General features: G+C 58.6%; 13 protein-coding genes and 1 pseudogene. 2 read left to right on the plus strand and 12 right to left on the minus strand.

The features are described from left to right. Positions 1-78 precede the first annotated feature (78 nt). Complete coding sequence (locus KVT38_RS26280; protein WP_254639573.1) at positions 79-1,863, plus strand: HSP90 family protein; 1,785 nt, start codon at positions 79-81, stop codon at positions 1,861-1,863. Beyond that, a complete protein-coding gene (locus KVT38_RS26285) occupies positions 1,860-2,918 on the plus strand; it encodes a hypothetical protein (protein ID WP_217596717.1) in 1,059 nt (352 codons plus the stop codon). Before KVT38_RS26280 ends, KVT38_RS26285 begins: the two co-directional genes overlap by 4 nt. Positions 2,919-2,967: 49 nt before the next feature. On the opposite strand, the pseudogene KVT38_RS26290 reads toward KVT38_RS26285, so the two are convergent. From KVT38_RS26290 to KVT38_RS26345, 12 genes and pseudogenes are all read right to left on the minus strand, one after another. Continuing rightward, positions 2,968-3,705 (minus strand): annotated as a pseudogene (locus tag KVT38_RS26290) (Rpn family recombination-promoting nuclease/putative transposase); the annotation flags it as partial. Between the two features lie 258 nt (positions 3,706-3,963). Beyond that, positions 3,964-4,644 carry a GntR family transcriptional regulator gene (locus KVT38_RS26295; protein WP_217596732.1) on the minus strand — a complete coding sequence of 227 codons (681 nt, stop codon included), beginning with the start codon at positions 4,642-4,644 and terminating at the stop codon, positions 3,964-3,966. A 44-nt stretch (positions 4,645-4,688) separates the two neighbouring features. Then, positions 4,689-5,705 (minus strand): sugar kinase, encoded by a 1,017-nt coding sequence (locus KVT38_RS26300; protein WP_217596718.1) that lies wholly within the window; start codon positions 5,703-5,705, stop codon positions 4,689-4,691. Beyond that, a complete protein-coding gene (gene dagF, locus KVT38_RS26305; RefSeq protein WP_217596719.1) occupies positions 5,698-6,456 on the minus strand; it encodes a 2-dehydro-3-deoxy-phosphogluconate aldolase in 759 nt (252 codons plus the stop codon). The genes KVT38_RS26300 and dagF overlap by 8 nt, the downstream gene beginning before the upstream one ends. 1 nt (position 6,457) lies before the next feature. After that, positions 6,458-7,561 (minus strand): DgaE family pyridoxal phosphate-dependent ammonia lyase, encoded by a 1,104-nt coding sequence (locus tag KVT38_RS26310; protein ID WP_217596720.1) that lies wholly within the window; start codon positions 7,559-7,561, stop codon positions 6,458-6,460. Then, on the minus strand, positions 7,527-8,678 hold the full coding sequence (locus tag KVT38_RS26315; RefSeq protein WP_217596721.1) for an amidohydrolase/deacetylase family metallohydrolase: 1,152 nt from the start codon (positions 8,676-8,678) through the stop codon (positions 7,527-7,529). Before KVT38_RS26315 ends, KVT38_RS26310 begins: the two co-directional genes overlap by 35 nt. A 178-nt stretch (positions 8,679-8,856) precedes the next feature. Next, the gene (locus KVT38_RS26320; RefSeq protein ID WP_217596722.1) at positions 8,857-10,353 is read right to left on the minus strand and encodes a WG repeat-containing protein; all 1,497 of its coding nucleotides are present in this window, start codon (positions 10,351-10,353) and stop codon (positions 8,857-8,859) included. 166 nt (positions 10,354-10,519) lie between these two features. After that, entirely contained in the window at positions 10,520-11,596 is a 1,077-nt protein-coding gene (locus tag KVT38_RS26325) for a hypothetical protein (protein WP_217596723.1), read from the minus strand. 137 nt (positions 11,597-11,733) lie between these two features. Continuing rightward, positions 11,734-12,672, minus strand: a complete 939-nt coding sequence (locus KVT38_RS26330; RefSeq protein WP_217596724.1) for a YitT family protein — start codon at positions 12,670-12,672, stop codon at positions 11,734-11,736. 240 nt (positions 12,673-12,912) lie between these two features. Then, complete coding sequence (locus tag KVT38_RS26335) at positions 12,913-13,068, minus strand: small acid-soluble spore protein P (RefSeq protein WP_090117766.1); 156 nt, start codon at positions 13,066-13,068, stop codon at positions 12,913-12,915. A gap of 21 nt (positions 13,069-13,089) precedes the next feature. Further along, positions 13,090-13,272 (minus strand): hypothetical protein, encoded by a 183-nt coding sequence (locus KVT38_RS26340; RefSeq protein WP_217596725.1) that lies wholly within the window; start codon positions 13,270-13,272, stop codon positions 13,090-13,092. Positions 13,273-13,283: 11 nt separating this feature from the next. Further along, a complete protein-coding gene (locus KVT38_RS26345) occupies positions 13,284-13,631 on the minus strand; it encodes a hypothetical protein (RefSeq protein ID WP_217596726.1) in 348 nt (115 codons plus the stop codon). Positions 13,632-13,859 lie beyond the last annotated feature (228 nt).

Raw genomic sequence — 13,859 nt, forward strand, 5'->3', positions numbered from 1 at the left:
ATACATCCGCCCTTTTCACGCCACCCGTTTTCTGGGAAAATCGGTAATAGCTTATTTACGATTATAGCGAGGTATACGATGAAAAATATGAATTTCCAAGTCAATCTGCAAGGCGTCATCGATCTGCTGTCCAACCATTTGTACTCGGACCCCGGCGTATTCGTGCGTGAGCTGCTTCAGAACGGCGTGGACGCGGTCACCGCGCGCAAACGTCTGGGGCATGTTTTCGAGGAATCCGTCAAGGTCGAGCTGTTCCCCGCTTCGTCCACGCTGTCTTTTTCCGACAACGGCTGCGGCCTTACGGAAGCGGAGATCGAGCAATTTCTGGCGCGAATCGGCAGCTCGACCAAACGGGAGGATCAGGATGCGGCCGACGACTTTATCGGCCAATTCGGCGTCGGCTTGCTGGCCTGCTTCGTCGTGAGCGCCGAGATCGTGCTCATCACGCGGTCCGCGCTCGATGGGGATCCGCTGGAGTGGCGGGGCAAGCCGGACGGCACCTATACGATCAAGAAGCTGAAGCGGCAAGTGCCCGTAGGCACCACGGTTTATCTCCAGGCAAAGCCGGATTACGAGGAGTTTTTCGAGTATTACCGGGTGAGCGAGCTGCTGGAGAAGTACGGCGCGTATCTGCCGACGCCGATCCTGCTGCGGGAAGACAAGTACGAACGCAGAATCAACGACGCGGTTCAGCCCTGGAAGCTGAGCAAGCCGAAAGCGATGGAATATATCGAGCAGTCGACCTTCTCCAAGCCCCTGGATATCATCCCGCTTCATTCGGCCATCGGCGGCGTCACGGGCATCGCGCATGTGCTTCCTTATGCGGTCAGTCTGCAGGACGAGAAAAAGCATCGGGTTTATCTGAAAAATATGCTGCTGTCGGACAAAATGAGCAATATCCTGCCTGCGTGGGCGTTTTTCGTGAACGGCATCATCAACACGGAGAATCTGCGGCCCACGGCTTCACGCGAGGCCTTTCAGGAGAACGACCTGTTCTTCGCCGTCCGGGACGAGCTTGGCGCGTGCATCAAGCAATATCTGATCGAGCTGAGCGAGCGCGATCCCGAGCTGTTCCAGCGTATCGTCCTCATCCACCGGGCTTCGATCAAGACGATGGCCGTCGAGGACGAGGAGCTGTACGCGCTTTTTATCCGGCATCTGACCTTCGAGACTTCTTATGGCGACATGAAGATGGCGCAAATTCTGGAGGAGCGGACGACACTCGCAGTCACTGCCTCGGTGGACGAGTTCCGCCAAGTGTCCCGCGTAGCCAAAGCGCAAGAGCTGATGGTCGTCAACGGCGGTTACGTGCACGACATGGATCTGATCCGTCGACTGCCCGCTGTGGCGGAGAACGTCACTGTCAGCATTCTCGACAGCCTCACCTTCGCCGAACGGTTCGAGCAGCTGGACGCCGAGGACAAGCGCGCCGCACAGCCTTTGCTGGAGCATAGCGACCGACTCCTCGAACGCTTCAACTGCCGTTCTCTCGTCCGATGGTTCGAGCCTGCGGACATCCCGGTGCTCTACAATACGAACCAGGAGGCCAACTTCTTCAGGCTGGTCGAAGAGAGCGAGAAGGAAACGAATCCGCTCTTCGGCGAAGTCGTGCGGGTGGTCAAGAATGACATGTACGAACAGCCTTATGCCAGGCTCTGCTTCAACTACAACAATCCGATGGTTCGCAAAGCGGCACAGACGCGCGATTCGGCGCTGCGGAAGGCGAGCATCGAGCTTTTCTACACGCAGGCCCTGCTGCTGGGCAACCATCCGATGAGTGCGGACGAGCTGAGGATGATGAACGATTCCCTGCTGCAATTCATGAACAAGGGCCTCGACGGGGAGACGGAGGCGAGCCGATGAAAAATCGATACGACGAGCTGAGGCGAGCGACCTGGAGTCTGCCGGACGGCAAGCAGAAGCTGGCGGTCATGGAGGAAATGATCCTCATCGCGGACCGATACATGACCGAAGAAGATGCGTACGACATCCGGATGGACTACCTGTCCGCGGCAATCGAGGCGGGCCGCCCGGAAAAGATGCTCGTCGTCTTTTCCTGGTGTGTCTCCAAGTTTGAGAAAAATCCCGGCGTCTACGCGCATCATATGCTGATCTGGTGTTACAAATGGGTGCTGAACGAGCTCTGGCAGATGCCGGAATTTAGCCTGACGCAGATCGAGCGGATCTATGCGGACTTTAAGGAAAGGTGCCTGCAGTTCGGCTACAGCCTGCGGCCCTATTACCAGCAAAAGATCAACTTGCTGCTGTCACAAGGCCTTCAGGCGGAAGCCGCGGCTTATTATAAGAAATGGCGCGCCGCGCCGCGGGATTCGCTGGCGGACTGCAAGGCTTGCGAACAGAACCTGTTCGGCAAGTATCACTTCCAGGCCGGTTACCCTAAAAAAGGGCTGCAGGCGCTGAAACCGATTCTTGACGGCCGAATGCGGTGCAGGTCCATTCCGCAAAATACGTATGCGCAGATCATTATGCCGCTCCTGAAGGTCAAAGATTACGAGCAGGCGATTGCTGCCGCAAAAAAGTCCATTCACCTGTTGGACGGGCCGATGTATCTGGAGGAGTTCGGCCTGTTCCTGGCCTTCTATACGGTGACGGACCTGGCCAAGGCGGAGAAGCTGTACAACCGCACGGTGCATCTCGCCCTGGAGAGCAAGAACGGCTGGATCCGGCTTCACTATTGGATGGCGGTCCGGCAGTTCCTGCGGGAGTGGCACCGGAAACGTCGCAGAAAAAAGCTCGCCGCGGCCGACGTCGTGACGCTCGATTGGCTGGACGGCGAGATCGCCTCGTTAACCGCAGCCTTCAATCGCAGAAACGGCAACGATTATGTGAGCCATATCGTCGCGGAAAACGACAAAATGGCGGGTAAGCTGCTTCGTGAATATGCGGCGGCGCAATAAAGCTGGTATAGAAAAAGCGGCCTCGCGGGCCGCTTTTTTGTGAGCCAGGTCATTGGTTTCTCTGTAACGCAAGAATCTCTTGCTCAGACAACCCTGTTGCTTGGGCGATGATCGAGACATCTACGTTTAACCGCAGCATGTTCTTGGCGGCTTCCTTCATGCCTTCCTCCCTGCCTGCCTTCATGCCCGCCTGCTTCGCTCCTTCAAGCATCGACGCCTCATCATGCAGATACTTCTGGCGAGCTTCGTACAGACGGCGGGCCTCGGAGTCTTGACTCAAATATTGCAGCGTGTCCATCGCTTTTTCCAAGCCTGGTTCATTCATCTTCAGCACCTCCCAGTAGGTCGTATCCACGCCTTTCAGAAAAAGCAGCCAGTTTTCCAAGCCGCCTTGCGTCGGTATTACATCTTCCAGCTTCGTCAATTCGAGAAAATGCACTTCGATATCGTCGCTAAGCGTGATCAATGTCCGGTCTTCGCGAAGATGGAACACATTATGATACTCGCCATTCGGCAAAAAGGCATAGTTCAAAATATTGATAGTGACGCACTTCTTCAGCGCTTGATATCTCTCGCCTTCCTGAAGCTGGCCGGCATAACGCTTGCTCCAATAGAACAACGTCCGCTTTTCAATATCGTATTTGTTGAAGAGCTGCATTTCAATGTCAATCAGCTTGCCCTCCGCCGTCTTGGCGTAAACGTCGAAGATGGATTGCTTATCGAGCGGGTCGTCCTTGTCGGTGTAAGGATTCATCAGGATAATCTCGGTCAATGGCGGCTCCCCGGCATTCCATTCCGACCCACTCCAACTCGGTTTGATAGTCTCATTATAGCAAAATTTCCGGCGGTTTCTTCGCTAATGGCGGCAATTAGCCCGAGCCCCTCCCCGAGCGCGCAAGTCGTTCATACAACAAGAAACCGCCAGGGAAGCTCGCCCTGACGGTCCTTCGTTTCGCATACAGTGTAGCGCTATCCTGCAAATGTGCATCATACAGAGCTAGTTTGGCGGTTTTTTTGCGATCTATCGTGAAAATTGCACGCTAGCTCACCCGTCGTAATTCACCACATAATGCTGCAGCGCCGTATTATAGTATCCTTCGCTGTACTCGACCACGCCGCCCGCCTCGTCGTAGGCGTAGCGCAACCGTTTGAGCAGCGGCGTGCCTGCCGCAAGATTCAGCTGCTCGGCGACGCCGGCAGGGGCGGCCGATACCGCGAACGCATCCCGGAACCGCGCCAGCACGATGCCGCTCTCCTCCAGAAATCCGTACAACGACTGCTCCGCCAGCCCCGTCAAGTCCGCCTTCTCCAGCCGCGCCGGCAGGTAATGCGCATAGTGAATATACGGCGCCCCGTCCAGCAAATACAGCCGCTCGACCCGCAGGCCCTCGTCCCCCAGCAGCCGATGCGGCTCGGTGTCCGGCGCATGACGAACGGCCTCCGCGCCAAGCAGCCTTTTCTGCATCGCATGGCCTTCCTCGACGAGCAGTTCGGTGAAGCTCTTCCACGTCGAGCGCTTGGCCGCCCGCGTATTGCGGATGACCCGCGTACCCCGCCCGCTGCTCGGCTCGAGGTAGCCCTCCTGCACGAGCTCCTTGATCGCGCCCCGTATCGTGATCTTGCTCACGCCAAACTCCTCCTCGAGCCGCGGCTCGGGAGGAATGTTCGTGTCGAGCGGATACTGCCCGTGCAGAATCCGGTCCTTCAGTATGTTTTTGATCTGCATGTACAACGGCCGCTTGTTGCGGGACAGATTCACGGTCTCGATCTCTACCTTTCTATGTCGCCTGCCGCCTCCGTCATGGCGCGGAAGATCTCCGCCTCCGTCGACATCGGCGTGTCGCCCTGAACCGTATGGGCCAGCATCGCTGCGGCAGCCGCGAATTCGACGGTTCGCCCGGACGGCATCCCCTTCAGCGCGCCGTGCAGGATGCCGCTGGCATACGCGTCTCCTGCTCCAATTCTATCATAGACCGCGAACGTGAGCGTTTTGGAAAAAGCGAATTGCCGGTTTTCATACAAAAAACCTTGCAGGGCGTGGGTCCCGTCTCCGATGATGGCACGATGGGTGCCCGCGATCGCGGCGATGCCGTAGGTATCGGCAACAGCCGGGATAAGATCCTCGAGCTGATCCCTGCGGACCGTCCGGCTCGTCTCCATGCCGAGGATGTGAATCGCGTCCTTCTCGTTCATGAACACGAGGTCCGCAAGGCTCAGCATCTCGATATAATGCGGCTTCGCCTTGGCGTAGCCGCCCTCACCCCAGAGCGTCGGGCGATAGTTGCAGTCGAAAACGACGAGGCCGCCCTTGCGCTTGACCGCGCGCGCGAGCTCCGCCATATGACCGCGCACCGTATCGTTCATCGCGAGCGTGATGCCGCAGAAATGCACGGCGTCCAGTCCCTCCGCGACCGCTTCCCAGTCATAGGCGCCGGCGGGCGCCGTGTTGAAGCTGCTCTCCAGCCGGTTCGTGTACGTGACGCGGCTGGGCCTGGCGCCGAAGCCGTTCTCGAGAAAGTAGAGGCCGACATACTTCCCGTCCCGCCGAATGAAGTCCTGGGCCACGCCCAGCTTGCGCAAATACGCGACCGCGGCGTCGCCAAGCGGGTTCGCGGGCAGCGTCGTGACCAGATAACCGTCATGCCCGAACCGCGCGAGCGCCGAGACGATATTGACCCCGGTGCCGGAGAAAGAGTACTTCAGCGTATCCGCCTGGGTGAGCAGCTCGTAGCCCGGCACCTGCAGACGCATCATCACTTCGCCGAAGGCGGCGACTTTTTTAGGCATACCGGTCGACCAGCTCCTTCATCGTCGCCAGCAGGCGGCGCACATCGTCGGTTTTCGTTTTGCCCGTAGCCTTGTCGACGATCGAGGAATAGACATGCGGGATCACCTGCGGCACGCCGGCCTCGAGCGCCATACGGAGAATCGGCTCGAAGTTGTCCAGGTCGATGCCGCCCGTCGGCTCAAGCGCGAAGCCTTCCGCGGCGCAGGCTTCCACCACGGCTTTGTATTCGTCTTCGCGGCTCAGCCCGTTCATCGGAAAATACTTGAGCGCGTTGCCGCCCATGTCGCGCACGAGCGCGATGGCTGCACGGACGGGCAGGATCGCCTGCTCGGCCGCAGCCGCGCTGATCGGTCCCGTCGACACGTTGACATAGCCGACCCGGCCCGTCGGAGAGACGAGGCTGTTGATCCAGCTGTCCTGGCCGTCCAGGTTCGCCCGCGTCGCGCCGACTGCGGGAAACACTTGATTGATATGGCTGCCCGGATAATGCTTCGCGATCCGCGCGACGACCGCGGCCTGCCGGTTGTCGCCGGCGCCGAGGCCGATCGATACCGCATCGTCGATCGCGCGGCCGTATTCCTTCATCGCCTCCACTGCCGCCGCCACGGTCGGATAGTCCTTGGACAGCACGCCGACCAGTACATGCCCTTCGGCCGCATCGAACACTTCCTTCGCGTTGTCCACGCTGTTCGCCAAGACGTTCAGCGCCGCCCGCTCTTTGTACAGTCTTTTCGTCAAACCGCTCGTCATCTTATTGTCCTCCTGCCAGCTCGCGAATACGCGACGCGATAATGTGAATGTCGTCGCCCTGCAGCGGGCGCGGGTCGATATCGAAGTAGCCTTGGCGGACGCCGTAATCGCGGGTATAGATGGCGATGTCGCCCTCCTGCAGCGCCTTCGCCAGACGCACGGCGGTCGTTCCCGCGAGCGCGGGATCGATCCGGACCCGTCCGCGGTAGATCGCGCGGCCCGCTTCGTCCTGCACGATCGACACCTGTACCCCCGCCAGATCGTTCAGGGGCGCCAGCGCCTGCAGCGCTTCCTTTTCCCGCTCGCTCGTATCTTCCTTGACCATATACTCGTCCAGCGCCTGAAGCAAGCCGAACGTCGTCTCCTTGCCGACTTTCATGCTGCGCCCGATGCCGTGCAGCTGTACCTTCAACCATTCGACATACTGTCGTTTGCCGCCGACGATGCCCGAGGTAGGGCCTTCGATCGCCTTGGAGCCGCTGTAGATCGCCAAGTCCGCGCACTTCACGTACTTGCGCACATCCTCCTCCGCCGCGGCGTCCACGATGAGCGGCACTCCGCGCCGCTGTGCAATTTCCCACGCTTCCTCGACGGAGATCATGTTCTTTTGGACCGCATGATGCGACTTCACGTATAAAATCGCTGCCGTCCGCTCGCCGATCGCGTCCTCGATATGCTCGGCTTTGCCTTCGTTGGCGTAGCCGGCCTCAACGACCTTGCCGCCCCCCAGGTATACCATGGTCTCCACAGGCGCGCCGTATTGAACATTGTGCCCCTTCAGCATGACAATCTCGTTTCGCGCGATGGGCTCCTGATGCAGACGCTCGCTGAGACGACGGTTGCCCTGCGTGACGATCGCCGCCACCGACAGCGCGATGCCGCTCGACGCGGAGTTGACGACGACCGCCGCCTCCGAACCCAGAATGCCCGCGATCCGGTCGCCAGCCTTGTCGACGAGATCCGCGATCTCGACATACTGCTGCCCGCCCTGCTTCATCGCTTCCATGACGGTGTCCGTCGGCGCGGATACGCCGAGGATGCTCATTCTCCCGCTTGCATTGATGACGCGTTTAAGTCCGTACTTCGCATGCCATGTATTCGCCATTCGTCACGACTCCTCTCGGTACGATCCGTTGATTGGCCTTGCGTTCGATGCCTTCTGAATCCACGAGCGACACCGGCTCCTCCCGGACGTCAAATACCGTCAGATGCGCGGGATCCCCCGCCTGTATCCGTCCGAGCTCGGGTCGCCCGAGCCACTGCGCCGCGCTGGACGTAACCGCCGCGACGACTTCCTGCAAGGAATAGCCTAGATAGAGGAACTTGCTCATCACGTTCGCCAGACTGAACACCGGACCGTTCAGGCGATTGCCCCGGTAAATATCGGAGCTGATCGTATGCAGCCCGATGCCGTGCCGCTTCGCCGCCTCGGCGACACGGAACGAGAAGCTCGCCGTGCCATGCCCGACATCCAGCCGTACGCCGCGCTCCAGCGCGTCCAGCAGCGCGGGAATCGGCCAGCCCTCGGCGTCGAACAGATTGTTGGGCTTGCCGTTGAGGTAGTGCGTGACGATATCCCCTTCCCTCAGGTAGGAGAGCACCTCCTCGATGGCCGGCGGCGCGGAGCCGATATGGACCATAAGCGGCAATCCCGTCGAGGCCGACAGCTCCCGGGCGACACGCAGCGGCGCGATGCCGCTGTCGCCGACGACGCTGCGGCTGATGCGCGCCTTCAAGCCGACGATCACATCGGGATAACGGGCCACAGCCTCGCCGACCCGCTCCCCGTCGAGCCAGTCGAGCTGCGACAGCTCGTCGATCCTGCTCAGCCCAATGCGCGAGATGTTCAGAAACGCCAGCAGGTTCGTCTTCGCGCTCTCCCCGCTCGCCGCCAGCTCCCCGATCCGGTCCGCCCCGCAGCTGCCCGCGTCGACGATCGTGGCCACGCCCTGCTTCACGCCGATCTCGTCGATTTCGTCCCCGTAGGGGTCGAACGCCGGGAAGGCATGCACGTGCATGTCGATCCAGCCGCTCGATACATAGGCACCGGCGCAATCGACCGTGCGAAGGTGTGTAGTTGAATCCGGGCCATCATGCGTTGTACTTGGGAGGTTGCCGACTTCCGTCTCGTCCACGCGAACGATTCGGCCCGACGCGATCTCGATGTTCACTTGCCGCCCGTCGAGCAGCTTCAGATTGCGCAGCAAGATGCGATTGTCCATACTTTCACCCGCTTGTTGTGGAATTGCGATTTTGTCTAACCTCTGCTCTTTAAAGATAGCATACAAATCGATAAATACAATATATCGTTATAATGTTTAAAGAAAAAATAAACCGCCAGGTTCTCCCTCGCGGTTCGGGTAGCTCAGCTCACACCTCTTAGCACTTAGCTCTTAGCTCTTAGCTCTCCGACGCCTCTTCGCTCGTCCACAACACTTTGCCCGTCCGATCGATGAGCCCGTGAACGTAGTCATTGCCACCCTTCCAATTCGAGAATTGCGCGACGCCATGATCGAAAATCCAGGCCGACGTAAATTGCGGCGTGATGACCGTCTCGCCCTTCAGATTTTTGAAGCCGACCAGCCCGTCTTCATTAAAGGATACCAGACCGTCTCCCACGTCGCCGATATCCTGCGCCGCTCCCATGTTGACGACTTTGCCGGTCTTGTCGATCAAAAAGCTCCGGTAGCCGCCATTCTCCTTCACCATCGCGCGTGCGTAACCTTCGTGAAAGTCGCCCGTCCAGCCCGGCGTATACGTCGGCTTGATGACCCACTTGCCCTGGCGGTCGATGTAGCCGGTTTTGCCGTTTAGCACGGCGCTCGCAAGCCCTTCGGCAAAGTTCGAAGCCGTCTCGAACTGCGGCGCGATCGCGAACTTGCCCGTGCGGTCGATATAACCCGTACGTTCGACGCTTTTCCCGCCGACCTTGACCAGCTTGCTGACCGGCGCCAGCCCCTCCGAGAACGAACTCGTATGCAGCGTACCCGCGATCGGCGGAATGACGGTGCGACCCGTATGGTCGATATAGTAGGTTTTGTCGTCCTTCACCACCTTGGCCAAGCCTTCGGAAAACGAGTACAGCCTGTCGTAAACCGCCGGAAGCACCTCGCGGCCTTGACGGTTCAGCGCACCCATTTTGACGACGCTGCCTTTGGTCAGCGTCTTGAAGGTTGCCAGCCCTTCGCTGAAGGAGTCGATTCCGTAGTACTTGGCATTCACGTTCATAACCGTCTTGCCCGTGCGGTCGATGAGCCCATATCCGCCAAGCGGTCCCTTGACCGCCACCACGTCCTCGTAGCCGAAGCCCAGGCCGAAGAGCCCCGGCTTGCGCAGCCGCTCCTTGCCTTGATTGTCGACGTAGACCGTTCCGTTATATGCATTAAACGAATACCAGTACTGCTCGTCGAGCAAGCTTGCCGCGCTGCCGCCCGCCGGGATCTCCGCCGGACGAAGCTGGACCAGGTTCGTGCCCGGCACGACGGTGTAGCCGATGTCCGTCAGCTCCCCCGCAAAGCTTAAAGGAATGAACAGCGTCCCGTTCACCGAGCGCGGCGCGGGTTCAATCGTCTTCGCGACGGTCCCGTTGAGCACGGCACTCGTACTGCCGGGCTTCAGGCTGACCAGCCCGATGACGCCGCCTTTCAGCACAACCTCGGACGCCGTCGATTTGGCGATCGTGTAGCCAAACCGCTCCGCGATCGGACGCAGCGGAACCATCAGCGTCCCCTGCTCGTCGATCGGTCCTTCAGGCAGCAGCAAATGCTCGCCCCGATCGTAAATCTGCCAATTCGCCGCAGCCACGGGAGCTGCAGTGCCGGCGGCTCCAACTAGCAGGGAAGTGAGCAAGGCAAGCGCGGTGGCCTGCCGAATCATACGCGTACGTTGCAGCTTCATGGCTCGATCCCCTTTTGGTTGATAAGCAAACATTTCCTATAATAGGACGATCATCCTGTAAAAAAGTTGCTGCTGCTTGAAACGATTGAGCAGCCCCGACCAAGCCGATCAACCATTAAAAAAGGCGGCCCGAAGGCCGCCCGTGCAGTTGCTTATCCGTATAGTTTTAGAGACTGCCGCCGCCCACTCCCGGAAGACCCAGCTGGCTCAGCTGATCCTCGGTGAGCACGTCCTCGGCCTTCGGCTCTCCCGACAGCTTCACGTCGCCGTTAATATCGGTCAGCTCCTGGACAATCTTCACGGTGCCGCTGGCGGACTGGCCGTCCTCAGAGCCGGCGAACGCGATCTTGGCATCGCTGTAGCTGACGTAGCCCTTGCCGTTGATGCCGATATTGGAGAGGATATCGAGCGTCTGCACGCTCTTTTTGAATTCCTCGAGGTCCTTGGAGATATCGTTATCCTTGGATTCGGCCAAGCTCTTCTTCGCTTCGTCCAGGTCGGATTGCTCGATTTTGAGCATCTTGCGGTACTCTTCGTTCTTGGAGAGCAGGTCGATGACTTCCGGCGCAATCTCGTTCACGACCGTCTGGATGAGCGGCTCGACCTGGTCCTTCGTCACGTGTGTTTGCACGACCTTGTCCACGCCGTCCGCCGTGATGCCCGCATCCTTGGCTGAGACATCCTTCAGATAGGTTTCCTCGTCGATGTGCTTGAATACGATCGCCGACACGTCGTTCACAAGCTTCTGCGTCGTGCCGATGTCGAGCGATTGGATCTCTTGGCCTTGCTGTTCGGCGAGCTTCTTCAGATCGACCTCGATATACTTGCCGACGATCTCGGCAGGCAGTCCGAGCATCGGGATGTTCGGCACCTTGACCCACATTTTTTCTTTGTTCATGAGGATCGGCACGGTGACGGTCATCGCGAGGTCGCCCTTGATCGCCACTTGCAGGTTGATCTCGGCGAGCATCGGGTCCTTGCGGTAGCCGCCCGTCCAGGACAGCTCCGCATTGCTCAGGAAGCCGCCGACCATGCTCGTGTACCCGCCGTCATCGGCCGTTTCGGGCAGCTTCAGGTCGGAGATCTGGAGGCTCCCTTTCATGCTATAGGAATTGATTTGGGATGATTTCTTCAGCGCGTCTTGAAGCGTCTCTTCGGTCGACTTGGAGCCCGTGCAGCCTGCCACCAGGATGAGCACCAGCAGCGCGGCGACGACGGCCAGCAACCTTTTGGATGTAAACAAAATAACAAATGCCCCCTTCGATTCTGGATGATGACCTCTAAAAATAGAAGCAGCCTCCATTTTAGTCCATTGGGGACGAAGATGGAAGCTATTTTTTGTTAAAAAGTAGATTAAAGGGACTTGTATCCGTTTCCCGTTTAATGGATATCTTTTTTGCGGAAACGGCCGCCCTTGACGTCATGAATATTGCCGACGGCGAGGAAAGCGACAGGGTCGAGCTCGTTGACGATCAGCTTGAGCTTGGCTTCCTCCAGACGGGAGATGACGCAGAAGATCACTTGCTTGGCATTGCCCGAATAGCCGCCTTCTCCGTTCAGATAGGTGACCCCCCGGCCGAGACGGCTGACGATCGCATCGCCGATATCGCGGTAGTTGTCGCTGATAATCCAGACCGACTTGGATTCGTCGAAGCCTTCGATCGTCAGATCGATGACCTTGAACGCTATATAATAGGCGATCAGGGAGTACATCGCGTTGTCCCACCCGAATACCAGACCTGCGCTTCCTAGGATGAATACATTGATGAACATGACCATTTGGCCGACGGAAAAAGGACTGCGCTTGCTGAACAGGATCGCGACGATCTCCGTCCCGTCCGTCGTACCGCCGAAGCGGATGACGATACCGACGCCCACGCCGAGAAAGATCCCGCCGAAGATGGCGGCCAGCAGCGTCTGATCCGTGAAGGGGTCTACGTGGTGCAGCGCCTGCGTCGTAATTGCCAGCGTGACGACGCCGAGCAAGGTAGACAGCGCGAAAGTCTTGCCGATCTGCTTGTAGCCAATGATGAGGAAAGGAATGTTGAATAGGAACAGGAAGATACCGATGGGCCAATGCGTAAGATAGGCGACCATGATGGAAATGCCGGTGATGCCGCCGTCGATGATGGAGTTTGGAACCAGAAATACTTCGAGCGCCGCGCCGACCAGTACGGCGCCGACGATGATGGCGATGACGCGCTTGGCGACTTCAAAAAACGGAAGTCCCGAATGCTGCGTTTTCTTGGCAGGCGCTTGGACCGCCGCGTGGCCTTGCGTTGGGGGAGACTGGAGTTTGGATTTCTTCGAACTGGTCATAGGCACCTCCTGCTGGACAGTTTCTGATTTTATTATAACAGTTTAAAGTATGCGCAGAAAAGACACAGTATTAAAAATTCGGGCATTTTTAAGCGAATTTGGCCATTTTCAACGCAAAAAAGCGATTCAGGCCGCTCAGTGGCAGCTTAAATCGCTAAATATGCACAGGAGAGGCCGTTGCGGCCTCGCACAGGGTATCGTTCGTTGCTTTATACCCTTGCGCGGCCGCCACAGACTCCGTTAACCCTGCGGGTTATTGTGGCTCACATGATTGCGGTTTTTGACTTTTTTGGAGCCGGACAACGGCTCCTGTCCGCCACGGTGTCCCGGACTGCGCTCGTCCCGCTCTTCCTGCGGATTCGCCTCCGGCACCGGCTGCGATTTGGGCTTGCTCATCGGAAAGGCTCCCTTCGCTCGTTAGTCGTGGTGCTTCAGCGTCTTGTCGTTGACCGGCTGATCATGGTTCATCGAATCCTGGTGACGGCGATCGTTGTGCTGCTGATTGAGCTGCTGGGCATGATGCGCGTTGACTTTCTCCTCCGCGAGATGCTCCACGACGTTGCTCAGGTTCTTATCCGCCATCCCGTTGTCATTGGCCATTTCGTTCACCCCTAAGCATGCGTGTAAGGCTGCAGCGTCTGCGCGCACTCGTGCAGATGTCTGCGATAGTCGACGATGAGCTCCTGCAGCACATCGCTGCGCTCATCCACCGCCTGACCGTCCCGTTCGACGTCGGAGAGACCGATCTCGATCTCGCGGCTGTCCACATAGCGGACTGAAAAGTCGAACTCGAGGTTCTGACGCCCAGCACTGCGAATCTGAACGAGCAGACCGTCCGGGTTCGCTTCGTCCGCGCGCACCTCGGCTTGGTCGCCGCCGTGCAAATGCTGCTGAAGCTCGCTCTGCCATCTTTGCACAAGCTCGGATTGAGGAATCGTAAGTTTATCTTCGGTTGACATGAATCATGCACCTCCGCTCCGTTAGATTGGCCTGGGACAGCGCAGTTCATGCAGAAAAGCGGGAGCTTTATGTAAAGCGGTGCATTCGCTCGCGAGTACTTGCCGGGAAAAGGAAGCTGACCGTTTTTGGCTATCCGGAAGCAGCAATGTTCCGTTGTACATTGCCGCACCTATCGGTGCAGCCACGGCCTGAGCGACTATCACGCCGGGGCCTACGAACATGCCTTA

The sequence above is a fragment of the Cohnella sp. GbtcB17 genome (assembly GCF_019091135.1).
Lineage (GTDB): Bacteria > Bacillota > Bacilli > Paenibacillales > Paenibacillaceae > Cohnella.